The organism is Spirosoma daeguense (assembly GCF_054776875.1).
Genome location: NZ_BAAHBF010000010.1, coordinates 305,996 through 330,251 on the forward strand (window position 1 = coordinate 305,996; position 24,256 = coordinate 330,251).

The following is a 24,256-nucleotide window of genomic DNA, read 5'->3' on the forward strand; positions in this document are numbered from 1 at the left end:
GCAAACCATGACTCAAGAACTTACCCAAAATCGGATAACTGACCTGTTTTCGCAAAAAAGCGAACGGTTGTTAAACGTATATTTTACCGCTGGCTTTCCAAATCTGGACGATACCGTAACCATTCTGCGCGGGTTGCAGGCCGCTGGCGTCGATTTAGTAGAAATCGGTATGCCTTACTCTGATCCGGTTGCCGATGGCGAAACCATTCAACAGAGCAACGGAAAAGCGCTTGACAATGGCATGTCGCTTAAAACGCTGTTTGATCAGTTGGAAAACTGTCGCGATGAGCAGACTGGCGTTCAGGTTCCCATTTTATTGATGGGCTATATCAATCCCGTGCTTCAGTTTGGTATCGAAAATTTCTGCCAGAAATGTCAGGAAGTAGGCGTCGATGGGGTTATTCTGCCCGATCTTCCATTAGATTTATTTCTGGATGAATACGCTGATACGTTCCGCAAGTATGGCATTCTGAACGTAAACCTCATTACGCCCCAAACGTCAGAAAGCAGGATTCGTAAAATTGACGCGGAGTCGGATGGATTCATTTACATGGTTTCGTCGGCGAGTATTACAGGTTCAACGAAGGGCGTCAGCGATTCGATGCGCGATTATTTTGAACGTATTGAATCCATGAATCTACGGAATCCACGTCTGATTGGTTTTGGTATTAATGACCATGCTACGTTCGATACAGCCAGCCAATACGCTAATGGAGCCATTGTTGGCAGCGCGTTTATCCGGCATTTGGCCGAAAATGGTACGTCGGAAGAGAGCATTCGTCAGTTTGTGCAAACGATTCGGGCGTAGTCGCTTACCTTTACAGTATGAATTCCGAAATTAATTTCGATAAATCGCCCGACGGCCTTATTCCTGCCGTAATTCAGGATGCCGAAACCAGCAAAGTTCTGATGCTCGGCTACATGAATCGGGAAGCTTACGATAAAACGGTTGCAGAAAACGTCGTTACGTTTTTTAGCCGTAGTAAACAACGACTCTGGACGAAAGGCGAAACGTCCAACAATTTTCTGCACGTTCAGAATATTCTGGTCGATTGCGATGGCGATACGTTGCTGATTAAAGCCAATCCGGTGGGCCCGGTTTGCCACACAGGCGCCGATACGTGTTTTGAAGAAGCCAATCAGAAACCAGCAACGGCTGGCAAAGGTCAGTTTCTGAATTACCTTCAGAGCATCATACACGACCGAAAAGTTAATCCATCCGAAAAATCGTACACGACAACTTTATTCAATCGGGGCGTTAATAAGATTGCACAGAAAGTTGGCGAAGAAGCGGTTGAACTGGTTATTGAAGCGAAAGACAGCAACGACGATCTCTTTAAAGGGGAAGCGGCTGATCTGCTTTTTCACTTTCTGGTACTGCTGGAGCAAAAAAATATTGATTTAGACGATATTATCGCAGTTTTAGAGCATCGGCACGTAAAACAATAGCCAGCCTTACACAGTTTGTCATTTCGGAAATGGGTCGTCTTATAAGGCGACCCGTTTTCAATACAGTAATCATTTAAACCATTCGCTCCCATGGGATTAATTATTCGTATTCTGATTAGCGCAGTAGCCGTTTGGGTTGCTACGTACTTCATTCCGGGTGTGTCCGTAACAGGCGGCCCTGGCACGTATCTGGTTGTAGCTGTTGTTCTTGGCTTCCTGAACGCGTTCATAAAACCCATCCTAACGGTTCTAACCATTCCTATTACCATTGTTACGTTGGGGCTATTTCTATTGGTACTGAACGTACTGATGGTATATCTAACATCTTACCTAATTCCCAATTTTCACGTAACGGGTTTTATCGCAGCATTGTTGTTCAGCATTGTTGTATCGCTTGTTACGTCACTCATCGACGCGATTGTGTAAGTTTACATTTTGCAGTTAACAAGAAACGCCATGTCTGATAGATATGGCGTTTCTTGTTATAACCCTCACTCAAGACTATGACATTTATCGAAACACCAGAAGCACCAGTGCCCGGCGGTCATTATTCGCAGGCAGTTGCGCATAACGGATTCCTGTTCATTTCCGGAATTTTACCTATTACGCCCGCCGGACAAAAATTGACGGATGCTAGTGTTCCCGAACAAACAGAACAGATTCTGGCCAATCTCGACGCCATTCTATGTGCCGCCGGGAGCAAGCGGGAAGACGTAGTAAAAGTCTCAGTCTTTATTTCCGATATCAGTAATTGGGGCGATGTCAATCGATTATACGCCCAGTTTTTTGGGGAGCACCGGCCAGCCCGTTCCGTTATTCCCTGTTCTCCACTTCACTATGGTTTCGGTATAGAATTAGAAGCCATCGCCATCAGAAACGCGGATAAAGTATCTGCATAGTACGTAATAGGTCTACAGCCTACTGAAACTAAGTTGTCCCAGACAGCAAGATGCTGTCTGAGCCGTAGGCTTAATTTTATAGACCAGCCAACTACTAGTACTCTACCAAAATTAAAGATTAGAATTTTGTCTGGGCCAAGCTCCAGCTTGGCTTTGGTGACTAATTTAACGGCCCAAGCTGGAGCTTGGCCCAGACAAAATTCTGTTCAATTCGTATCTAACAATAAAATTGGCAAAGCACTAGTGGAATACAGACAGCATCTTGCTGTCTGAGACAACCGCAATACATCTATTTTTTTACTACGTAGCGCTGGCCAATTTGACCAGCGCTTTTTTGTGTAATACGTTTCTGAAAAGAACCGTTAACTAACTCATTAGATAGTACTACGTATCGCTACCACTATCTTAGCCCCATTCACCAATCATTTTATTTGCGTCTATGAAAACACGCTCTTTTCTCGCCATCCTGCTGGTTATGTTCACATTTGCGCTAAGCTGTAAAAAAAGCAGCAACGACCCTGCTCCGGGAGGTGATTGCACTCAGGCTAACATTACAGCCAGATCGAACGCTTACACAGCAGCCGTCACCACCTATGCAAACTCACCCACAACGGCAAACTGCAAAGCAGTGGTTACGGCTTATGACGCTTATCTGGCAGTAGCGCAAAACTGTAGCTTTGTAACTAAGGCACAGGTTGAAGCCATCCAAAAAGCACGCGCCGATCTGGCCAGCTCCTGCAATTAACGTTGACTGGCAGCACCTACCCGTACTCGTTCACCAACCGAATGAGCTGCAAATTCTGGTGCATAGAAACATTGTACCGTAGCTACACCCGCCGAAAAATCGCCCGTCTGGGCAACCCGTAGGTCGTATTCAAACACATGCGTACCTACGGGTAAATAACTCATAAAGAAATCTGTACTGGCATCACGTGGCGATTCATAATAACCCAAACCGTTCTGAAACTTGTAGCCCGACAAAGCCGCTACAGGCTCAAAACCGGATGCACGACTGTCTTTCAGATGTACATATTCCATCGCACGGTCAGTTTTCAGCACTAAACGTACTTTAATCAAATCGCCGGGTTTCAGTGCTGTTTTGGGCGAAACTGCCGTTATGACTGGCCCTTTCGGTGAATCTTTTTGAACGTAAAGCGTTTTCTGGACCGACAAACCCGCACTGCCCGGCATAACCCGGTCGAGCGGCTCAAAATGCTGCCAGTATAAAGCTCCCCAGGCCGGACCATCGGAAGTTTTAGTAAGTTGAATCGTTCCCATCTCTGGTTTGATTTCAGCAGCGGCATAGGTCACTTTTTCGTAACCTGTTATGGCATCTGATTTCGAAACCCGGCTTTCGATAGATTTTCCACCCAAACTTACCTGCGTTGTATTGCCCGTACCCATCCAGTCGCTACCACGTAGCAGCAAGGCATAAATAGCTTCGGTTGTGGCTTTGGTCGATGACCACGATTGCGTTTGTTTCTGACGTAGCAACCAGCGTTTCATATTATCCGTAGCCGCGTGGTCGGGCTTGATTTCTTCAAACGCTTCGATAATATATGACTGCGTTTCGATAGGTGTTTGATACCAGTACAAACCGCTCTGGTTGTCGGGCCAGTACATGCCTAATTCTTCCGATTCGCGTGCGCGCTCACGTAGCGAACGTAGCACTCCTTCTGCCGTTTTCACATCGCCAAAGCGAAACAAAGCCATCGCCGACAGCGCCTGTCCCTGTAAACTTTGTTTCGTCCAGTCTTCGGCAACTTTCTGCTTCAGATAAGCCAGCATAGCTTTGTCGATGAACGTATTGAGGTAAAAACTCCGGGCGTAGAGATACTGGCTTGCCGAGAAATACCAGTTTCCAGCCACTTTATTTTTCTTTTGCTGATCCAGTTTTTTCTGTTCGCCTACCCAACGTTTCAGTTCAGCATCAACGTACTGAATAGCTTTGTCCTGCATCTCTTTCAGCTTCGGTTGCATATCATCGGGAAGGCGCACACCTAATTTTTGCAGATGCCCGAAACCACTCAGAATATGCAACGTAATCGGAAGATTGGCATCCATACCGCCAAACCACCGGAATCCTCCGCTTTGAGTTTGTAGTTGACTTAGTTTCTCGAAGGTCTGACGTAGCTCGTTCTCCATCCGATTTGCATCTAGCAACTGGCCTAATTTGGCCTGCCGTTCGGTTTCTGAACGGGCATCAGCTAACCAGGGGGAGTTTTCCAACGTAACAGCTTTCAATTCTTCATTGGTCTGAAGCGGACTTTTAGGCGAATTTTTCTGCCACTCAGCAATCACCTGCCGAAATGCGGGTTTGCTACCTACAATGTGAGCGGCTAAACCATTGGCGTAGAATCGGCCAAATAACTGCTCAGCACATTCATACCGATATTCCATCAGATACGGCAGCGATTGCAGCGCATACCAAGCCGGATTGCTGGTCACTTCTACGGTCAGCCGTTCATGGCGAACGGGTAATTCCGGGCTTAGATTTGTCAGTGGTTTCAGCTTAAACTCCTTCGTCACTGCCAACTTGCCTGAACCGTTTACCCAAAACGGCTGCGTATCGGTTACGAGCATCCTATTGGGCAGAATCGGCACCGAAAACTCTTCGCCATCGGTAAAATTGCCCGATTGCGCCGTGAATCGACACGTAACAGCATCTAATCCACCGGGAACAACCAAGGTCCAGCCCACCGCCTGACCTTGCCCAGCGGCCACCGTTACGTTGGTTTGCAGTACCGAAAGACCGAGTTTCTGACTGATCGGTTCACCGGTCAAGGCATCCAGCAACGTAAGATTTGCCGTTACGGGCAATGATTTTTCGCTCAGATTATTGACACGCGCCATCACCCGAATCGTATCGCCTTCGCGTAGAAAACGGGGCGCATTAGCCGTAATCATCAACTCTTTCTGCGTTACGATTTCGCGCTCTAACGTACCCGTTTTTAGGTCTTTTGTATGCGCAAAAGCCAGCAAACGCCAGCGCGTGAGGGCTTCGGGCATCGTAAACTTCAGAATTACTTTCCCTTCCGCATCGGTTTGAAGTTGCGGTAAGAAAAAGGCTGTTTCGTTGAAATTCCGACGAGGATTTACTGGTGGATTTGTTTCGGCAGTTTCGCCTTTACTTTTCCCGTAACCTACCGTTACAACTTCGTTAAGCGCAAGCGCATCTTGCTCCATAACAGCCGCTGCTGGTGCAGCAGTTTTACTATACGCTCTGCCTAAATACTTCATCTCAGGTGCCGCCCCTCCTCTGGCAACGCCCCGAATCCGAATAGTTTTTCCGCCACCAACTGCCAATTGATCGTACTGACGTAGTGGCACAGGCTGTTCTGGTTTGTAGTTGTAAAACAGTGGATTAGCCGATTGACTAGTGAACGCTCCCGAGCGCCAGCCGTAGAAAATTGGTGAATACGCACTATAAAACGACACTGGCCACTCAAGTTTCGAAAACGCATCCAACGACGCATCATACAGTGTTGCCACCATTTCGGCAGGCATTTTCTGTAAACCGCCTACAGTCAGCGTCCATTCTTCACGCTCGCCGGGCTTGAGTTTGCTCCGGAACGTTTTCGTTTCGATGCTCAACTGCTTATCGGTGAATGGCACTGTAATGGTTTGCGATTTCTGATAAAGCCGCCCCAGTTGAATCATTGTAAAATGTACGGCAAAACCACCCCGCTGTTTTTCCGTTACAGGCAACGTAACGCGAAGTGGCTTGCCATCTGTTTTGAGCCACTCCTCCCGAACCGTTTTATGATCTTCCTCCACCCGCATCATCACCCAACCAGGCAAACTGTTGCCTACCCAGAATACGGCTTCCTGACCAACTTCCACTTTGTCTCTCCGAATCTGCACCCAACTATCGGGACGCGCCGAAGCAATGGGTTGTTTCTCATTGACCACGGCAAAAAACGCCTGCTCTTTATTGGTTTCACCAGCCGAATCGGTTACGGTTATTTCCGCTACGTATTCGCCGGGAACGTAGCGTGCTATGTCGGGTTTAATCAGCGAATCGGCCGACGTAGTGAAGGCTTTCTGTTGTACTACGTTACCTTTTGCCCACGAACGCGGGTCATTTTCATTGGCATAAATATCATTCGGGAACAACTTTTCGAATTCTTCCTTACTCAGCAATTGCCGATCAGGTCGACTCCACAAACGAGGACGTAACAGGCGCGTAGGTGTTTGCAGTTTATAAACCGTCAATTGTCCTTTCGCCGATACCTTCTCGCCCGACTGGTTTGTGACACGTAGCCGGAAATCGTCGGGATTAGTAATGTCGATCTGATCGGGAATTTCCAGATTCGCCTGTAAAGCCGAGTAACCGATACGTAGCGTTTGTGTTGCGCTACGTGTCTCACCAGCACGATCTGTTACGTCAATTGTTACGTTGAAATCAAAAACTGGGTTGGTTGCCCGTGCCTGTTCGCGGTCGGGTGTCGCTTCGAACGTAATACGAATATTGCCCTGTACATCGGTTTGAGCGATTCCATTGGCGATCTCAGTCTGATTTGTATTACGGGGAACATACCACCACGTCCAGCGAGGGCGGAGCTGGCGCATCACGCGGTAACGCACCTCTGCGCCGTCGACGTTAGCACCCGCAAAGGTTTTGGCTTCGGCCGAAAGCGTAACGGTTTGGCCAAGTTTAAACGCCTGCTTTATTGGTTTGGCTTTTACTTCGAATGTTGGTCGTTTGTATTCTTCTACGCTGATGCTGGTGCCGCCATAAGGCGTTTGCAACGTCATTGAGCCCGTTACGCGCCCAACGGGAGCCGTAAAGTTCGCGCTGAACGTACCAAATTCGTTGGTTTTTAACGTCTGTTTGGCAACCGATTGCCCGTTATTATCGAGTAATTCAATCGTAACATCCTGATTGGCCGAAACCGCAAATTGATTCGATTTCCCATTGTACACCAGTCCTTTTACATAAATTGGTTGCCCCGGTCGGTAAATAGCACGGTCGGTGAATAAACGAGCTTGTGTCTGCGCATTGGTTTCATTTTCAGTCGAGTTTCCATAACTATACTGTCGATCAGAAAGTAACGTATCTTTCCCGGACGTAATTAGGCAGTAAAATCCATTCTGTGGCGCACCTGAAGACATAACCTGCGCCCGCCCATTGGCATCGGTTGTTGTTGCATTACGCCCTTTTAACGTCGACCAGTTGGTTTCCAGCACATTCACGTTCGCATTTTGAATCGGCTCACCCGTTTGCCGATTGGTCACAAAGACACTCAGACCAGATTCCTGTTTCCAGTTTGAATCGGCTATATAACCAAGCGACGATACAGTAAAAGCTGCATACTGCACCGATTCCGTTTTTTCACGGAAAGCCTCGTCAGACGTCATCAGTAGCAAATAATGGCCGATGGGCAAAGCATTCAACGGCACTTCAACCGAATGCGTGTTCAGATCGCCATCATCTGGTAATGTTATTGACTTTTCGGCCAAAACCGGACGCTTCAGCCACGTAGCGAACGTCCGCTTCCTGCGATTTTCATCAATCATATCCTCGCGATACGATTGCAGTTCCGATACCGACGAGCGAATGATCCGATAGGTCAACTTATTGACGTTCTGGTAATTTACCAATGCCCGAAACGGCTGCGCGGGTATATTGACCCGCTCGACCTGCAAGGTGTAACTCTGACGTAGCAACCGGGCTAACAACTGTATCGCCTGTTTACCTGCCATTGTTTTCGGAAACCGTTTTTCCAGATCCCGGCAAATATCAGCCGCCTGTTTGTGATTCCAGCGTTTCGGGTTTACAGGCGGATTGAGTGGATCATCGTCGTTCAATAGTGGACGTATTGGCCCGCCGTAGTCGGCTAGAAATTCGGCTAACTGATAGGCGTAAGACGCTTCGGCAGGTTTGTTTTTGAACTGAACAATCTGTTGCTCAAGCACTTTCCGGTACAACGTATCGCGCTCTGGCAAAACACTGTACCGATGCACAAACGCCAGCCGTAAACCGTCGACATCGGCCAATGCATCCGCATTCGCATCGGGCAGATGTTGTGAAATTAATTGCTGATACAGCAGCAACGCCTGATACCGACCCGACAGCGAATCCCGGCTCTGGATAGTTTGCTTTACAAAATTGGCGGGGTTCGCAAAATAAGCGGGTTTATCTAATTCGAAGCGAAAGACTGGACGTAGTAAATCGGGTTCGGTATTCTGGAAAAAATCGATAGCCCGATGCGCCAGCAAATCATAAAGAGTCGGACGTAGCGCACGTGCTTCCGGATCACCTTTTTCCAGCAACGCATCGTAGGCCGATACTGGCGTTTTCTGCAATAATGCTTTCGATTGTACCGAAGCCAGATAAGCGTCCGTAACTGCACCAACCAGTTGCTGGGCATCCCAAGTTGTAAAATCGGCTGCTACGTTCGATTTCGAACCCTGAACGTCTGTATTTACCGTAGTGCGGTTATAAAATTTGTAGCGATTCTGTTGAAAATACTGCCAGTACGTATCGCCCAGCACCGATTGTAGAATCGATTTAGCGGGTTCAGGCGTTTCGGCAACATCAGCCTTCAGTGTTCTTACTAATTCTTTATAACTATCCTCATCGGAACTGGCCCGAAACGAGAGTCGGCGAATGGCGGCTTTGACTACCTGTGGATAGTTTTTCTGTGCTTTGGCTTCTTTATAAATCCGTTCGGCAATCTCAAGTGCCGATTTAGGTAACCCTTTGGCAACCAACGAATCAGCCCGTTTCCAATCACGAGCATAATCCGGTTGTGGCCGACTCTGACCCGATGCAGCCAAAGCCGCCAATATGAAAAAAATAGTTAGATACGAATGCATAGTACGTAGCAATGAACGGTTGTTGGGATAGATGAAAAAAAGATTGTTTTACCACAACGGTCGCTACTATGACTCTGGTCTACACGAAAGGGTTTAATCTGCGATTTGGTGACTTACTGTTCAGGGTACGTTATTGCTGCAACAAAAACGCGGTTAAATCGGCTAACTGCTGATTAGTCAGGCCCATAGCTTTAGGGTCGGGCATAAGACTGGTCTTGTATTGCCTTCGCGAAAAAACCTGATCGGCAGGAATGGTGTGTCTCTGTCCTGTAACGCCTTTGATAACCAGCGTCTGATCGCTATCGCTAACCAGAAAACCATAAAATGTCTGCCCTTTTTTGGTCGTAATCAGCCACGGTTCATAGCCAAACGCAATGCCAGCACTGGGATGTATGATAGCATCCAGCAAGCCGTTTTTGTCGAATTTCTGGTGAATCTGCGTGAGTTCGGGACCAACGTCCGTCCCCACCTGACCGTGTTTATGACACGTAGAGCAATTGGTTTTGAAGATGTTACGCCCGGTTTGGGAATCCCCGGTCAGCAACGAAATTTCGGCAATAGCGGGGTCCGTGCTACCCGACGACACCGACGCGGTTGCTTTCGCAGGAGCGGTTTCTACTTTCGCTGGAGCCGTTTCGGTCGATGCGGTTTGTGCAACGGTTTCGACGGAAACCTGAGTTAGAGTTGCCAAAGCAGGTGTTTCGGACGTTGTTGAAAAATATTCCTTTGCCATTGTCCGAACGGTTTGGTCCGGGTTTTTCAGGATGGCGGGTGCAATCGCTTTCAAGAGGTTGTCGGGAAGTTTTTTATCGGCTGCAAGTCCGACCAGAATTTTTCCTCCTTCGGGGTTCCGGGCCATTTCGAGGGCTGTTCTCCGCTTTTCGGAATCCGATTTATATTCATCCAGCAAAATCTGCCGATTCGCCAGCATTTTCTGTTCCTCAGCCGACACTTGCGTTGGCATTACGTCTTCCCACTTCATCAGCTTTGCCCAGTCATTTCCCCGCCGGAAGTTTACCCAATACGCAGCCTGCTCTGCTACGTCTTTGAGTGGCGATTTTGTCAAAGCAAACATAGTCTGAGCAGCGGGTGCGGTTTTGATGAACCCTAACGTAACGATAGCCTGCTTACGCGCTTCAGGACTTAGGTTCTGCGCTTCGGCTCGTTTTTTCAACATAGATACTGCTGTTGCCGGGTGAAATTCCCAAATGAGATTAGCGGTACGCTGATCCCATTCAACCGGATCAATTGGCAGTGTTGGCCGTAAGTCGGCGTATAACTGTTCCGCTTTCCCATCGGCCGCTTGCCCAAGTGCATCCAGGTACCAGGGATCTTGACCGTCATATCCTTTTATCAAATTCAGCAACGCCAGTCGGCAATCGTAATAGGGTACGTCACGTAGCGCAATGGCAACTTCCCGCCGAACTGCCGAACTCCGGTCGGTCGACAGATTTCCAAGCAGAGGTAAGAGAGCTTTCTGAGAAGCAGTTAGCGCCGGATTCGCTTTCGAATTTTCGGGTGTAATACTACGTAGTGCACGTAAAGCAGCTACCCGGACGGGCGCATCGACGGCTTTTAACAAGCGCTCTACTTCAAATTGGCCTTCGGCTCCTAACTGCGCCAACAGAAAAATAGCCCGCGCCCGATGGTATGGATTTGTAGCCGTCAGCAACTCCATAACAGGTTCAACAACTTTTTCACCCTGCTCTCTTAAAGCTTCAAAACCCATCATTCTGACGTTGATCGATGGATTTAACAAAGCGGCAATCTGTCCTTTGGTGGTCGTCAAATCTATTTTCGGAATGGTCAGTTTTTTGCCTTTTGGCGTAATCCGATAAATACGACCATACCCTTTACTGTCTTTCATCTGGTGACCGCCAACAATAGGATCATACCAGTCAGCTATATATAAAGCCCCATCTGGGCCAACGGCAATGTCGCTGGGGCGGAACCACTTGCGCGTATCGTTTGCTACGTCGTTCCACTTATAATTCACATCCACTTCAGGCATTGAACTTATGAAATCGGTATGCTGCAATCGATAACCTGCTCCTGAAACTTCGGGTTTGTAGCCAAAAATGACGTTACGTCCGGCTTCGGCGCTGAGCAACATGCCCCTATATTGCGGACCGAGTTCATCGCCTTCGTAAAAAACCATACCTGTTGGTGAGCCAGCACCCGTAATGTCACCAGCGGGCATGACGCCCGGATCTTCCTGATGCCAGTGCGCCATCGGAATCGTTTGTCCCGGACGTTGGTCGGCCTGCCAGAAACGCGTGCCGTCGCTACTGAAATAGCCAGCGTTGGCGCCTTCCATAAGCCAGCTCGTCCGACACGCAACTACCTGATCATCATTGTCATTCTGCCACATATTTCCGTACGAGTCGATAGCCGTTTCGTAGTTGTTCCGGAAATTCTGGCCCATCACTTTCAGGTTTGCGCCATCGGGGTCGATACGTAGCGCCATGCCGCCCGTCCAGATACGTCCATCGTCGCTAACCTGATTGCCGTGATTGATTTTGTTGTACGGCGTTCCACCCGTATACAAACTACCTGAACGTAGCGTCCAGCCGTTTTTGTCGGTTACTACGTGCGGACCGGCATTCCCTGTGTTGAAATAATATTTCCCATCAGGGCCAGCCACCACAGCGTGTAAGGAATGATCATGATCTAAGCCACCGAAACCTGTGAGTAGCAATTCTTTATGATCGGGTACGTCGTCGCTGTTATCGTCGGTATACATAACGAGACTTGGAGCCGCCGAAACAATGACTTTGTTCCCTAAAACGGCAATGCCCAATGGCGAAACCAGCGCCGAATCGGTAACGAAAGGTTTGCTTTTATCCGCTTTTCCGTCACCATCAGTATCTTCCAGAATCATAACCCGTTCGCCTTCGGGATGATTGAGTCGTTTATCCGCTTTGTTATTGAACTTCCGATAGTTTACGGCTTCAGTTACCCAAACCCGCCCTTTCGCATCGACGTCAATGTTGGTCGGATTATAAAACATCGGCGATTCGGCCCAAAGCGTAACTTCAAGGTCATTGGGCAAGTACAGCCGGTTTGAATCGGGATCAGCGATAACGGTACGTAGCGGATTCGAATTCAGATGAGACGTAACGAGTTTATCCGGTTGAAGGCTCTGTCCGGCCAGATATAGAAGGCCAGCCGCCGATAGGGCAATCGGTAAAGGATTCAGGGATAAGATTTTTTTCATCAGAATTCCAGAGTTAGTATGGGGTTAGCCCAGTTTTACTACGTAGCGACTTGTTACAAGACTACGTTCTTCGCTAACGTAGCGAATTATTCTTCCTAATATTATGCGATTACCTGAGCTCTTTGCTGTTAGACTTGAATCAGCTAAAAAGTGATCGCACCGTTTTATTGTTTTCGATATAGCTCTCCAGCATTGGTTTGCCTTTCGGAACGGCACCTTCAATCTGCAACCAGCCCGAATAGCCAATTTCATCAAGCACCTGCCGTACTTTTTTCAAATCGACATCGCCCTGGCCGAGTAAGTGCCCGTTCTCTTTCAGATGAATTTCGCAGATACGGTCTTTGCCAAGGCTACGAATTTCATCAAAAATGTTGTATCCGCCTACCGTCGAATTACAGACATCGTAGTAGACCTTCACCGCTGGCGAACCTACGGCATCCATGATAGCCAGATGTTCAGGCGCTGATAGCCATGATTCGATACCCAACGTAACACCCGCTTTCTCGGCTTTGGGCGCAACCGCTTTCAGTCGGTCGATGACCACTTGCGTGCCTTTTTTATCTTTTCGTAAGTCGTTATTACTGAAAAACGCCAGCAAAATCGCTTTCACGCCTAATTCCTGTGCTACGTCTACGCTGTCCTGAACCCACTGTTCGGTACGTGGGTCCGATTTATAGGGAATTTCGTTGAGCAACCCGATGGCCAGTCCTCCAATAGCTACCCCCGCCTGACTAGCCGCCTGTTTGACCCGCTGCTGCACCTCAGGACGTCGGAGGTGCTCATGGTCAGCTTTGGTGTTTAAACTCACCTGAACCCCATCGAGGCCAATCTGTTTGGCAACGGTAAAGCTGTTCAAGTCACCGGCTGGCCCGATCGACCAGTCGCAGGCGCCGATTTTAAATCGACTTTCGACTCGTATCAGATTAGACAGCGCTGGGTTAGCCAACGTAACAAATCCTGCTCCGAGCGTATAACGTAGCACATCACGACGATTCATGGTAATTTTGTTTATGAACCAACAATCAAAGGTACGTATCTATAAAGCACCGAACATTACTAATCTTACAGCGTATATAATTGTAACAAGAAAATATTTTTTTTGTGGCTGCTTTACAACCCTCTCTTTTTGAGCAGGGTCTTTACTGAGTCAACGTTGCTATGCAAGATGAATACGCATTAGTCGAAGGGTGCCGACAACAGAACCGAACTACGCAGCGACTGCTCTATGAGCGGTTTGCCGGGAAGCTCTTTGTCGTTTGCAAACGGTATATAAAAGACCCCGACGAAGCGGAAGATGTGTTGCAGGATGCGTTTGTGAAGATTTATAGACATATCGACTCGTTTCGATTTGAGTGCCCTCTGGAAGCCTGGCTGAAGCGGATTGTGATAAACACGGCATTGAAAGAACTACGAAAAAACAAACCCTGGGAACATGCGGCCGACGTACAGGAATTGGCCCCGGTTTTGCCTCAGGCCGACGAAAGTTTACCGACACTGAATTATCAATATCTACTACAATTGATTCAGGAGCTCCCACCCGGTTGCCGAACGGTTTTCAACCTGTATGCCATTGAAGGCTATACACATCCGGAAATTGCAGAGATGCTTGACATTGCAGAAGGAACATCAAAATCGCAATTCTCCCGTGCAAGGGGGCTATTGCAACAAAAATTACACTCGGATGGGCATCCGGCTCAGGGACGCTCTTAAGGAAACACACAGGAAATGGATGAACTAGACAAAAATATACCTGACGACCTGTGGCGAAAGGTGTTTGACGAAGCCAGTGAAACACCTCCGCTTCGCGTGTGGGATGCCATTGAACGTCAGTTAGATGAATCGAACGGGCCTAAAATACTTCCTTTGTGGGGCATGGGTCTGGCTTCATCTCGCCCAGTTGCCTGGGGAATACGTGTGGCAGCCGCCGTTGCCATGTTGCTCGTTGGCTGGTGGGCTATCACTACGTTGTCGGTTGATAAATCGGAGAAAACTATAAGTGCGGTACACCAATCTAAAGAAGCAGATGTAGCAAGCGCACAGGAATCCGACTCTAAAGACGTAGCAGAAAAGAAAAGCAGCACTAATTTACTAGCTCCGGAAACCAGATTATCACAAGAACCGGAACACTTAACAAGTCCAGACGTATCGGCTTCAGGAACGATCGCATCGCGGGCCAAATCTCAACGTAGCGAACGTAACGTAACGACTTCCGAACAGCATGAATCTGTATCAAATCGTTTTAGAACGAGGGGAGCTAGGCGTTACCAAAATACGGACGATTTAGCTTCATTTGATAAACGTGCTAATACGGTTGCATCGGTTTCACGCCCATCTGCTACGTTCTCAAAAGCACTGGCTGGCGAGGTAATGTATGCTCCTGTGTCGGCAGTAGAAGCCAGATCAATAGACGAACAGGCGTATGCAACGGCTTCGATTAGTCAGTTGCGTAACAAATCGCTTCGATTGGGTGGAGTGCGCCCCATTCAACGTATTGTATGGTTCCGTCCGGCAGAACTGCCTCTTGAATCAGCCATCGAAAATCGTAAACATGAGCGCCGGGAAATGTGGGCTTCGGTGGGAATGATGTCTGGTACGTTCAATCCGATGGTATCGGTTCAATCGGCACCAGCGATGGCAATGGTTAGCAGTGCGCCCTCTAAGAATAACCCATCGAGCGCCTTCAAAAATACCCAGCCATCGATCAATAGCCGATCTAGCTTATCCGTGGCTTATCAGGCTGGCGCAGGAGTTCAATTAAGTGAGCACTGGACGCTTGAATCAGGAATTGGCTTTTTGTCGGGTCGCTCTATCGTTGAAACACCAACCCAATCAAATGCTTACTCAAATCTGGCCGTAAGCAACAGTAATTTGTTCGTCGATGCACTACGTACGAGCACAAGTAACCGGGCAATGATGGATCAGCAGATGGTGAGTAACACTAGCAACAATTTTTCGGGTCAGACAGTCTACAACGAACTTAGCCAGCAGACACTGACCAACAATTACCAGTTTATGCAGGTCCCCGTGCAGGTCGGCTACCAGATACGTCCGCGCAAGCGTCTGAGTATGTCTGTATTGGGTGGCCTGTTGACCAACATTTTTGTTAAGAATACGGTGGGTGATAATGTTGTGGTAACGGCTCAGGACGGCGTATATCGGCCTGTATCTCTGGCTGCTACGATGGGAGCCCGTTTCCGCTATCGCCCGTCTCGTCAATGGTCGGCTTCGGTGGCTGGCGTTTATCAGCCTTCGCTGACGTCTGGCACGCAGGCCGAATCACAGGTACAAAGCCATCCTACAACCATGGGCATGAGCTTTGGAGTTGATTATCATTTTTAAACATGAATCGTTATGAAACGTTTTGGAAATCTTTTTGCCTTACTGGTACTTTTTACACAATGTACCAGTAGTGTTTCGCCAGTAAGTCCTGAGAATCTGGCTAGTGAGTTAACCATCCGAAGTGGTACTGCTTTCGGCTTTTGCATGGGCTACTGTGAGAAAGCGTATGTTTTTAATGGAACCCGCGTTTCGCTGACAGAAAAAGCGCCGGGCCAACTCACAACGCCTGCTCCACGCTCGTGTGAATCGACCATCAGCGAGGCCGACTGGAACAATCTCGTCTCAAAATCTGATCTGGAAACCTTTGGCAAACAACCCGCCGTAATTGGTTGCCCCGATTGCGCCGATGGTGGTGCTGAATATATTGAGTTAGAAGTGGGCACTCAGAAACACCGCGTTACGTTCCCGCATGGCGAAACAATTCCAGGGTTCGAAACACTCGTTAGTGACCTGCGGAAACACCGAGAATCGTTGAAAGAATGTAAATAACTTATCACTACGTCGTCGCTACGTGTGAATAATGGACAATAAAATAATCCCATCCTAAATTCCTCCCCCGTAGGGAGGGACTTCCCAGAGTTCACTTTTCAAGTCCCTCCCTACGGGGGAGGAATTTAGGATGGGGTTAATATTACACCTAACGGCATAACCATAAGAAACTACTAGTCAACAGGTTAACTCACTATCCGGATTAACGTAACCTAATTACGCAGCGACGTAGCAAATCTATTTACGAACCGTAGGTTATAAAACAATTTTCCCTCAAACAACAAATACTACTCACTATGAAAACGGGTCTTTTTTCGGCTGTAACACTTCTGACAGGAGGTATGCTGTTTACGGCCATCAGTTGTAAAAATGCCGACGTAGCAGCCGACGATACCAGTACAGCCAAAGAATTGCGGGTTTCGGCTCCATTTGCGAACCAAACGACGCAGTTTGCTTTCGATCTGGCGAAGAACGTAAGTACGCAGGAAGGCACGAGTAAAAACGTCTTTATTTCTCCGCTGAGTCTTCACATGGCGCTGGGCATGGTGTTGAATGGCGCCAATGGACAAACCGCACAGGAAATTCAGAAAACGCTGAAACTAGATGCGCAAACGTTGGCCGAAGCGAATCAGACGTACCAGAACCTGATGGAAAACCTACCGGGCGTTGACGCTAAAGTTACCCTGACTTTAGCCAATTCAGCCTGGTATCGGAATACGTATCCGGTTGCTACGTCGTATCAGGATTTGCTGAAACAATCGTTTAAGGCCGATATATCAGCTCAGGATTTTAACAACCCGGCTACGGTTGGGCTTATTAATAACTGGGCCAGCCAAAAAACAAACGGAAAAGTTCCGAAGGTGATTGAGAGAATCGACCCGGATAATGTGCTTTTCCTATTGAACGCCCTTTATTTTAAAGGTGACTGGAAATCACAATTCAAGCCGGAACTGACTACCGATATGCCGTTCAAACTGGCTTCGGGTGGTCAGGCAACGGTGAAAATGATGCGGCAAAATATGACTATGCGTCGGGCTTATCGTACTAATTATGGAGCTTTTGAGCTTCCGTACGGTTCCGACAAATACGCTATGACCGTTCTGCTTCCGTCTGAAAATTCTAACGCCGAAGCCTTACTGGCAAGTTTTGGAGAAACCGACTGGACACAACTTCAGAAAGATATGACTGAAGGAACGGTGGATTTCGGCTTACCCAAATTTACCCTTGAATACGAAATCCAGTTGAACGAAGTGCTGAAAACTATGGGAATGCCTACCGCTTTCACCAATAGTGCCGATTTAAGTAAAATAAGCACAGCAACGGGATTAAAGCTTAGCTTTGTGAAGCAAAACACGTTTGTTACAGTTGATGAAAAAGGTACAGAAGCGGCTGCTGTTACGTCGGTAGGCGTTGTTACTACGTCAGTACCTTTGCCCGTGCTCTGCAATCGGCCTTTTGTGTTTGTCATTCACGAGAAAACATCAGGTACAGTGTTGTTTGTTGGAAAGATTGCGAATCCGACCAAAACAACGAACTAACGTCTGGTGAATCGTCGGTAAGCGCCCTGACGCTCTCAATTCTAGATAACTATTATATTTTCAGACAGTTATCTAAAAAAATGCTTTAAACAACTTGAATCATGAAGCTATTAAAAAAAGTAGGTTTCGTTATTGCGGCATTTTCCTGTATTATAGTACTGAGCCAGTGTAGCAAAAAAAACGAAGAAGTATCACCGAAAATAGCTAGTCTACTTGGCAACTGGCAGCTTGTTCAACCTGATTCTTCCTATAAAGTGTCACTGGTTTTTACGCTGGACGAGAAAAATCCACCGAACGATGTTACGCCTTTATTCGGCAACGGCCAATCGTCTGTTAATCAATACAACGCTCGTTTTTTTGCTACTGTAGACGGCATGATGGTTGTTGATCCGATAGGCTCGACCAAAATAGGTGGAGAACCCGCTGCCATGCAATTTGAACAGAGGTATTACACCAACCTGAAAGCGGTTGTACGCTACGAGTTATCGGGCGACCAACTCAAATTACCTTATGGTGGCGAAGTGCCTGGTGTGTTGGTTTATAAACGCGTGAAATAATGAAACGCTATCAGTTGGGCGCATTCTGCTTTTTTCTGGTTTGGATCGCGTTGAGTTGTGAAAAGCGTCTGTGTGGTTGTTCTCCGCTCTCGCCAGTAGCAGGTGAATGGAAACTGGTCAGTATTACGTATGGACTGACGCAAAAAACCGTAACAGCAGCGGAAGTCGGTTACAGCGAATCACTTACCTTTTCGGGCTCAATTGAAGGTGGTACGTATTTACAGGTACGTAACGGTAAAACTCAGTCGCAGACATCTTATACAATGAAACTATCTGGGAATACGGGTTCAGAGGGTATTCTTTATTTCTCAGCCGATACAACCCAGCAGCCTTTCTGGATTACCGATAACAAGTTGTATTTATCAGAGCGAAGCCCACAGGGTGTTAAACTTGCCGACGGGGCGACCTACTTATATCAACGACCATAATTGCTTTACTTTTGTGTAAGATCAACATTGCCCGGCCGTAATTAAGACAGCCGGGCAATTTTTTCATATGTCTTCCAACGTTTTAGCAACTTCTGGAATCCTGTTTTCATAACCTTACCTTCTAAGCGTATGAAAGCTAATCGTTTACTTTTTTTATTGATACTCCCTCTTTTCTGGCAAACGGGTTGCACCGACCGTTGCGAAGAAACACGTACGTTCCGACGCTTCGTTCCGGTTACGTTGACGGTACGTCAGGTGCGGGAAGGCGTTCGGGTTGAAGAGGCTCGTGAATTAAAACAACCCGGAAAAATTTATACCAAAAGCGGCTATCTGTTCATCAATGAACTGAAAGAAGGATTACATATTATCGATAACCGCGATCCATCCTCTCCCAAGCCTATTGCTTTTCTGCGCATTCCCGGAAATGGCGATATGGCTGTTCGCAACAATATCCTTTACGCAGATAGTTATATGGATTTGGTGGCTTTTGATATTACCGACCCAGTCCAACCCAAAGAAGTAAATCGGGTTCAATCCGTTTTTCCAAATGGCGTATTTGAAGGTGCATCGTGGAGCGTGAATGCCCAAACCTTAACATTGAGCGATCAGCGTGTTGAATACGTAACAGAAACCATAAAAACGGATTGCGATGGAGCTGGTGCCAGTAGCTGGCGTAATTGCCCAACATGTATGGTCGATGCATCGTTTAATTCGCTCGGCTCATCTACAGGCGCAGCCTCACCTGCCAGTAATGGCGTAGGGGGTTCAATGGCTCGCTTTGCCCTGTACAACAACTTTTTATACACAGTTAGTCAATCAGATATGCAGTTGTTCAATATTCAGAACGCAGCGAATCCGATACAAGGCAATCGTATTTCATTGGGTTGGGGTATTGAAACAATTTTCCCCTATAAAGACAAACTATTCATTGGTTCACAAACCGGCATGCACATTTACGACAATTCGAATCCGGCTAGTCCGACCAGATTGTCTACGTTCGAACATGCCCGCGTCTGCGATCCGGTAGTAGTCCATGAGAATATTGCTTACGTAACACTACGTAATGGCACCCAATGTGGTGGTTTCATTAACCAGCTCGACGTAGTGGATATCAGTAGCCTAACCGCGCCACGATTAATCAAGAGCTACCCGATGGCTAATCCGCACGGTTTAGGAGTCGATTTTCCCAACGTATTTATCTGCGAAGGAAAGCATGGTCTGAAAACCTTCGACGCTACGTCGGCTTTGGATATCAAGCAACTTGAACATCTGGCTGGTCAGGATGCGTACGACGTAATACCCCTAAATAAAACGCTATTGATGATCGGGAAAGACGGTCTTTATCAGTTCGATTATACCAATCCAACCCGGCTACGTCAACTCAGTAAAATTCCTGTTAGCCGTCCATACTACTTTTAAAAACGCTACGTCATGAGAAACGTATTACTCCTTATGAGTCTATTGCTTCCTATACTGGCGCATGGACAAACAGAACCGTTTAAACCTGTTTTTACAAATATGACCGAGCTAGGCGTCTTATTTGGTCAGGTCAAATACGGCTCGATGGGATCGGAAACAGTGGCCAAACGAACTAACCTTACTGCTCAGACATTCAACGGAGTTTTGCTACGTCCGCGATTAGCTGTCGGCGCTACAGTGGGCGTTGATTGGTACAATACAGCTTTGCTGATGCCCGTTTGCGCAGGAATTCGCTACGACCTTGCCCGACCAAATGATAAAAATCTGCGCGTTTTTGCCAGTATGGATACAGGTTGGGGGTTTAGCTGGCTGAATGAAGATGCCGCTGGCTACAAAACGTCGGGAGGATGGGTTATTTCTCCAGGAATTGGTTTTCGGATCGGGAAAACCACAAGCTCGAATTTTATCATGACACTTAGCTATAAACGACAAGAAGCTGAAGCCGAAAAGCCGCTTTTCTGGAATGAGTTAGCCAAGCACGAAACACGAGTTTATAACCGGATGTCGCTTCGACTGGGTGTCAGTTTTTAAATTTTAAGCTTTAATTATTGGTGTTGGTCTAACAATTTATAGATGGATAGGTTATTCTAATGGTCAGATTTTTTAGCCGAACATTATATCTATTCTTATCTTAACTCGCAGCACTTATTGATACCATAACTACACTTGTGAATCAGTAACCTATCATTGCGTGCGATTAGGGCAGTTTTTGACAGATTTTACTGAAATTTCATGAAAAAATTGTCACTTTTTCACTGGTTATTCAGTCTCAATTTGGCAAATGATATAGTTACCAGTTACCGTTCGATAAGAGAAAAACTGAACATAAAAGGGGTGTCAATAAATTCGTGCATATTTGACTAAAGTTTCAATTTGAGGCATCTTATTCGCACCCATTAACAAGCAACTAAAGCAACCGTTATGAAAAAAGTTATTATGGCACTAATTGGTATTTCACTATTTCTTGCCGGGTATTACCACAAACTAAAACAGGCTGAATATATGGCGGCTAAAAATGCCGAAATTAAGCCTGATTTATCTGTTACATCTCCATTAGTAATTCCGGTGAGTGCACGGCCTACATTTGCATTTAGTTTGGAAAGTCCTTTTGTCGGGCGGTAAAGGTTATACGCTCATTACGTGCGCTTTAACTTTAATTTCTACTGAATAATTTGATTTACTTTCGCTATTTATTAATTGTTTAGATATAAAAAAATCCCTGCTCTTCAGCAGGGATTTTTTTATATCTAATAGTAGTTTTTTTACGCCATTGCGAACTTGCCTGCATTACGTTTCCGCTCATTTTCATCAAGGAAAATTTTGCGAATCCGGAGCGCCTTCGGCGTTACTTCAAGATATTCATCTTTCTGAATGTATTCCATACATTCTTCGAGAGAGAACGTGATTTTTGGCGCAATTTTTACGTTGTTATCCGAACCAGAAGCCCGCATGTTCGTTAATTGTTTCGCCGTTTGTACGTTTACTACGATGTCATTCTGACGGTTGTGTTCGCCAATTACCTGACCCGTGTAAATTTCATCACCAGGCTCAATAAAGAACGAACCCCGATCCTGCAATTTATCAATCGAATAAGCCGTAGCTGTACCACTGGTCATCGAAATCAACGAACCATTGATCCGCTCTGGAATCTGGCCTTTATACGGCTGATATTCCTTGAAACGGTGGCTCATTACAGCCTCACCAAACGTAGCAGTCAATACATTCGAGCGCAGACCAATAAGACCGCGTGATGGAATTTCGAACTCAAGGTGTTGCAGGTCGCCTTTAGGCTCCATAATCAGTAATTCACCTTTCCGTTGGGTAGCTAACTCGATTACTTTACCCGCCGTTTCTTCCGGTACGTCTACAACAAGGGTTTCAACGGGCTCCAGTTTATGGCCGTTTTCATCTTCTTTGTAAAGTACCTGTGGCTGGCCAACCTGTAGCTCGTAACCTTCCCGACGCATCGTTTCAATCAGAACCGACAAGTGAAGAATACCCCGACCATATACCAGGAAACGGTCTTCGCTATCTGTGTTTTCAACACGTAGCGCCAGATTTTTCTCAATCTCTTTGTAAAGACGATCACGCAGGTGACGCGACGTAACAAATTTACCTTCTTTACCGAAGAATGGCGAGTTGTTGATGGTGAACAACATGTTCATCGTTGGCTCGTCAACCGAAATCCGGTCAATAGCTTCTGGATTATCGTAATCGGTCAACGTATCACCAATCTCGAAATCTTCCAGACCCGTAACGGCGCAGATATCACCACACATTACTTCAGCTACTTTCTGTTTCCCAAGACCTTCGAACGAGTGTAGTTCTTTGATTTTCACCCGTTTTACCGAACCATCCGATTTAACAAGTCCCATGTTAGCGCCTTCTTTCAACGTACCACGGTGCACACGACCGATAGCAATCCGGCCTACGAAAGCCGAATAATCGAGCGATGTGATCTGCATCTGCGGCAAGCCTTCATTCATTGGAGGAGCCGGAATCGTTGCTACAATCGTATCGAGCAGATAGGTGATGTTGTCGGTTGGTTTCTGCCAATCCGGACCCATCCAGCCTTGTTTCGACGAACCGTAAACTGTTGGAAAATCCAACTGGTCTTCAGTTGCACCGAGGTTGAACATTAAATCGAAAACCTGCTCATGCACTTCGTCAGGACGGCAGTTTTCTTTATCAACTTTGTTAACGATAACAATTGGCTTCAGGCCCAATTGCAACGCTTTACTAAGTACAAAGCGCGTTTGTGGCATTGCTCCTTCAAAAGCATCGACCAGCAGACATACGCCATCAGCCATTTTCAGAACCCGCTCCACTTCACCACCGAAGTCACTGTGGCCCGGTGTATCGATGATGTTAATTTTAACATCCTTGTAACGTACAGATACGTTTTTAGAAACGATGGTAATCCCCCGCTCCCGCTCCAGATCGTTGTTGTCCAAAATCAGGTCGCCGAATTCCTGATTGTCCCGAAAGAGTTTGGACGCGTGAATAATTTTGTCGACCAATGTCGTTTTGCCGTGGTCAACGTGGGCGATGATAGCTATATTGCGAATCGATTGCATACAATGTTTGAACCGGGATTACGCTGACTTCAGGATTAACCAGATATGTTTTCGTCCTTCCTCCATCCGCTTTCCATGAAAGCAAATCAGCTTAACCTCTCAATCCATTAAATCTCGGTCAATTTTTTCGCAAAGGTAAGAAATTTTACGCTGAAACACAGATTTTTACAATTAAAAAACGAAAAAAAGCCCGTATAAGGGCCTGTATATCTTATAAGTACAATTTCTTAACAATTGTTTAATGATTCGGGCAACCGCAGGGGTTCTTCTTCCGGAAAAGACCGGTGTTGAAAAGCCCTCCACGCTTGGGTTTGTAGCCTTTGCGTTTACGTTTAAAAATGGCTGTCTCGGTCGACGCTGAAGCACGAGAAGCCATTGTTTCTAATGGGATCTCTACCAATACCAGCGACGCGGCTATCATCAGAACTACTTTTGTCTTTTTCATGTCCTCAACCTGTTTCAAACGTAACGTTAAAAGTAGCTATATTAGTCCATACGCCAAGGTCAATTTTTATTGTTTTTGATGATTCAGGACGCTGATTATCTGCTGGTATACGGTACGTTACGTGCTTCTTTCCAAAATCCGTTCGCCAAATTACTCCACCAACACAGCCGCTACGTTGGTAAGGGCAGTTTTTCGGGGCAACTTTTCGATATTGCTTCTTACCCCGGTGCTCTTTATCAACCCGACAGTACAACTATTGTTTGGGGTGATGTTTATGATATTAAGCAATTTAAGATCGAACTTTTACTACGTCTGGATGAATACGAAGGCATTGGTGCTACGTTTCCCCAGCCGCAGGAATATGTTCGGGAGATTATACCCGTTGACTGTGCCGGAGAAACACTAGGTTGCTGGATTTATCTGTATAACGATTCCATTGTTGAGAAAAAGCAGATAGAGTCTGGTGATTATGAGCGTTATATCAGATCAACAGGGCAGTAGCAGAACTGACAAAAAA

The 24,256-nt window shown here is 46.7% G+C and carries 20 protein-coding genes; 15 read left to right on the forward strand and 5 right to left on the reverse strand.

Translation table 11 applies throughout. The annotated features are described in order from the left end of the window. Positions 1 to 7: 7 nt before the first annotated feature. The 5 genes from trpA to ACYVD4_RS28830 all read left to right on the forward strand — a co-directional run bounded on the left by trpA (position 8) and on the right by ACYVD4_RS28830 (position 3,093). Complete coding sequence (trpA, locus tag ACYVD4_RS28810) at positions 8 to 808, forward strand: tryptophan synthase subunit alpha (protein WP_460951529.1); 801 nt, start codon at positions 8 to 10, stop codon at positions 806 to 808. A gap of 17 nt (positions 809 to 825) precedes the next feature. Next, positions 826 to 1,449, forward strand: coding sequence for a bifunctional phosphoribosyl-AMP cyclohydrolase/phosphoribosyl-ATP diphosphatase HisIE (gene hisIE / locus ACYVD4_RS28815; RefSeq protein ID WP_460951530.1), 624 nt, complete (start codon positions 826 to 828; stop codon positions 1,447 to 1,449). Between the two features lie 90 nt (positions 1,450 to 1,539). Next, positions 1,540 to 1,875 carry a phage holin family protein gene (locus ACYVD4_RS28820; RefSeq protein WP_460951531.1) on the forward strand — a complete coding sequence of 112 codons (336 nt, stop codon included), beginning with the start codon at positions 1,540 to 1,542 and terminating at the stop codon, positions 1,873 to 1,875. A 77-nt stretch (positions 1,876 to 1,952) separates the two neighbouring features. Next, positions 1,953 to 2,348, forward strand: coding sequence for a Rid family detoxifying hydrolase (locus ACYVD4_RS28825; protein ID WP_460951533.1), 396 nt, complete (start codon positions 1,953 to 1,955; stop codon positions 2,346 to 2,348). Positions 2,349 to 2,787: 439 nt separating this feature from the next. Next, positions 2,788 to 3,093, forward strand: coding sequence for a hypothetical protein (locus tag ACYVD4_RS28830; RefSeq protein ID WP_460951534.1), 306 nt, complete (start codon positions 2,788 to 2,790; stop codon positions 3,091 to 3,093). Here ACYVD4_RS28830 and ACYVD4_RS28835 read toward each other — a convergent pair. The 3 genes from ACYVD4_RS28835 to ACYVD4_RS28845 all read right to left on the reverse strand — a co-directional run bounded on the left by ACYVD4_RS28835 (position 3,090) and on the right by ACYVD4_RS28845 (position 13,384). Beyond that, positions 3,090 to 9,170 carry an alpha-2-macroglobulin family protein gene (locus ACYVD4_RS28835; RefSeq protein WP_460951536.1) on the reverse strand — a complete coding sequence of 2,027 codons (6,081 nt, stop codon included), beginning with the start codon at positions 9,168 to 9,170 and terminating at the stop codon, positions 3,090 to 3,092. The genes ACYVD4_RS28830 and ACYVD4_RS28835 overlap by 4 nt on opposite strands. 130 nt (positions 9,171 to 9,300) lie before the next feature. After that, on the reverse strand, positions 9,301 to 12,387 hold the full coding sequence (locus tag ACYVD4_RS28840; RefSeq protein ID WP_460951538.1) for a PVC-type heme-binding CxxCH protein: 3,087 nt from the start codon (positions 12,385 to 12,387) through the stop codon (positions 9,301 to 9,303). Positions 12,388 to 12,526: 139 nt separating this feature from the next. Continuing rightward, a complete protein-coding gene (locus tag ACYVD4_RS28845) occupies positions 12,527 to 13,384 on the reverse strand; it encodes a sugar phosphate isomerase/epimerase family protein (RefSeq protein WP_460951540.1) in 858 nt (285 codons plus the stop codon). Between the two features lie 161 nt (positions 13,385 to 13,545). Between ACYVD4_RS28845 and ACYVD4_RS28850 the strand changes: the two genes are divergently transcribed. The 9 genes from ACYVD4_RS28850 to ACYVD4_RS28890 all read left to right on the forward strand — a co-directional run bounded on the left by ACYVD4_RS28850 (position 13,546) and on the right by ACYVD4_RS28890 (position 21,339). Further along, positions 13,546 to 14,097 carry an RNA polymerase sigma factor gene (locus ACYVD4_RS28850; protein WP_460951541.1) on the forward strand — a complete coding sequence of 184 codons (552 nt, stop codon included), beginning with the start codon at positions 13,546 to 13,548 and terminating at the stop codon, positions 14,095 to 14,097. Between the two features lie 15 nt (positions 14,098 to 14,112). Then, positions 14,113 to 15,726 (forward strand): hypothetical protein, encoded by a 1,614-nt coding sequence (locus tag ACYVD4_RS28855; RefSeq protein ID WP_460951543.1) that lies wholly within the window; start codon positions 14,113 to 14,115, stop codon positions 15,724 to 15,726. A gap of 12 nt (positions 15,727 to 15,738) precedes the next feature. Next, complete coding sequence (locus tag ACYVD4_RS28860; protein WP_460951544.1) at positions 15,739 to 16,215, forward strand: hypothetical protein; 477 nt, start codon at positions 15,739 to 15,741, stop codon at positions 16,213 to 16,215. A gap of 296 nt (positions 16,216 to 16,511) precedes the next feature. Then, positions 16,512 to 17,753, forward strand: coding sequence for a serpin family protein (locus ACYVD4_RS28865; protein WP_460951545.1), 1,242 nt, complete (start codon positions 16,512 to 16,514; stop codon positions 17,751 to 17,753). Between the two features lie 101 nt (positions 17,754 to 17,854). After that, on the forward strand, positions 17,855 to 18,310 hold the full coding sequence (locus tag ACYVD4_RS28870; protein WP_460951547.1) for an META domain-containing protein: 456 nt from the start codon (positions 17,855 to 17,857) through the stop codon (positions 18,308 to 18,310). Beyond that, positions 18,310 to 18,738: a hypothetical protein gene (locus ACYVD4_RS28875; protein ID WP_460951549.1), complete on the forward strand. Its 429-nt coding sequence runs from the start codon at positions 18,310 to 18,312 to the stop codon at positions 18,736 to 18,738. The genes ACYVD4_RS28870 and ACYVD4_RS28875 overlap by 1 nt, the downstream gene beginning before the upstream one ends. A gap of 129 nt (positions 18,739 to 18,867) precedes the next feature. Further along, entirely contained in the window at positions 18,868 to 20,157 is a 1,290-nt protein-coding gene (locus tag ACYVD4_RS28880; RefSeq protein WP_460951550.1) for an LVIVD repeat-containing protein, read from the forward strand. A gap of 12 nt (positions 20,158 to 20,169) precedes the next feature. Next, a complete protein-coding gene (locus ACYVD4_RS28885) occupies positions 20,170 to 20,748 on the forward strand; it encodes a hypothetical protein (protein WP_460951552.1) in 579 nt (192 codons plus the stop codon). Positions 20,749 to 21,138: 390 nt separating this feature from the next. Further along, on the forward strand, positions 21,139 to 21,339 hold the full coding sequence (locus tag ACYVD4_RS28890) for a hypothetical protein (protein ID WP_460951554.1): 201 nt from the start codon (positions 21,139 to 21,141) through the stop codon (positions 21,337 to 21,339). A gap of 140 nt (positions 21,340 to 21,479) precedes the next feature. On the opposite strand, the gene typA is transcribed toward ACYVD4_RS28890, so the two are convergent. Together typA and ACYVD4_RS28900 are read right to left on the reverse strand one after the other, a co-directional pair. After that, the gene (gene typA, locus ACYVD4_RS28895) at positions 21,480 to 23,294 is read right to left on the reverse strand and encodes a translational GTPase TypA (protein ID WP_460951556.1); all 1,815 of its coding nucleotides are present in this window, start codon (positions 23,292 to 23,294) and stop codon (positions 21,480 to 21,482) included. A gap of 238 nt (positions 23,295 to 23,532) precedes the next feature. Beyond that, entirely contained in the window at positions 23,533 to 23,739 is a 207-nt protein-coding gene (locus ACYVD4_RS28900; protein ID WP_460951557.1) for a hypothetical protein, read from the reverse strand. 78 nt (positions 23,740 to 23,817) lie between these two features. Between ACYVD4_RS28900 and ACYVD4_RS28905 the strand changes: the two genes are divergently transcribed. Next, the gene (locus ACYVD4_RS28905; RefSeq protein ID WP_460951559.1) at positions 23,818 to 24,240 is read left to right on the forward strand and encodes a gamma-glutamylcyclotransferase family protein; all 423 of its coding nucleotides are present in this window, start codon (positions 23,818 to 23,820) and stop codon (positions 24,238 to 24,240) included. Positions 24,241 to 24,256: the final 16 nt, after the last annotated feature.

Coding starts and splice junctions, on each gene's coding strand:
- ACYVD4_RS28860 (WP_460951544.1), top strand. CDS start 15,739: ATGAAACGTTTTGGAAATCTTTTTGCCTTACTGGTACTTTTTACACAA.
- ACYVD4_RS28890 (WP_460951554.1), top strand. CDS start 21,139: ATGAAAAAAGTTATTATGGCACTAATTGGTATTTCACTATTTCTTGCC.
- trpA (WP_460951529.1), top strand. CDS start 8: ATGACTCAAGAACTTACCCAAAATCGGATAACTGACCTGTTTTCGCAA.
- ACYVD4_RS28835 (WP_460951536.1), bottom strand. CDS start 9,170: ATGCATTCGTATCTAACTATTTTTTTCATATTGGCGGCTTTGGCTGCA.
- ACYVD4_RS28885 (WP_460951552.1), top strand. CDS start 20,170: ATGAGAAACGTATTACTCCTTATGAGTCTATTGCTTCCTATACTGGCG.
- ACYVD4_RS28880 (WP_460951550.1), top strand. CDS start 18,868: ATGAAAGCTAATCGTTTACTTTTTTTATTGATACTCCCTCTTTTCTGG.
- ACYVD4_RS28875 (WP_460951549.1), top strand. CDS start 18,310: ATGAAACGCTATCAGTTGGGCGCATTCTGCTTTTTTCTGGTTTGGATC.
- ACYVD4_RS28905 (WP_460951559.1), top strand. CDS start 23,818: ATGATTCAGGACGCTGATTATCTGCTGGTATACGGTACGTTACGTGCT.
- ACYVD4_RS28825 (WP_460951533.1), top strand. CDS start 1,953: ATGACATTTATCGAAACACCAGAAGCACCAGTGCCCGGCGGTCATTAT.
- ACYVD4_RS28900 (WP_460951557.1), bottom strand. CDS start 23,739: ATGAAAAAGACAAAAGTAGTTCTGATGATAGCCGCGTCGCTGGTATTG.
- ACYVD4_RS28830 (WP_460951534.1), top strand. CDS start 2,788: ATGAAAACACGCTCTTTTCTCGCCATCCTGCTGGTTATGTTCACATTT.
- ACYVD4_RS28850 (WP_460951541.1), top strand. CDS start 13,546: ATGCAAGATGAATACGCATTAGTCGAAGGGTGCCGACAACAGAACCGA.
- ACYVD4_RS28870 (WP_460951547.1), top strand. CDS start 17,855: ATGAAGCTATTAAAAAAAGTAGGTTTCGTTATTGCGGCATTTTCCTGT.
- ACYVD4_RS28855 (WP_460951543.1), top strand. CDS start 14,113: ATGGATGAACTAGACAAAAATATACCTGACGACCTGTGGCGAAAGGTG.
- ACYVD4_RS28845 (WP_460951540.1), bottom strand. CDS start 13,384: ATGAATCGTCGTGATGTGCTACGTTATACGCTCGGAGCAGGATTTGTT.
- ACYVD4_RS28820 (WP_460951531.1), top strand. CDS start 1,540: ATGGGATTAATTATTCGTATTCTGATTAGCGCAGTAGCCGTTTGGGTT.
- ACYVD4_RS28865 (WP_460951545.1), top strand. CDS start 16,512: ATGAAAACGGGTCTTTTTTCGGCTGTAACACTTCTGACAGGAGGTATG.
- typA (WP_460951556.1), bottom strand. CDS start 23,294: ATGCAATCGATTCGCAATATAGCTATCATCGCCCACGTTGACCACGGC.
- hisIE (WP_460951530.1), top strand. CDS start 826: ATGAATTCCGAAATTAATTTCGATAAATCGCCCGACGGCCTTATTCCT.
- ACYVD4_RS28840 (WP_460951538.1), bottom strand. CDS start 12,387: ATGAAAAAAATCTTATCCCTGAATCCTTTACCGATTGCCCTATCGGCG.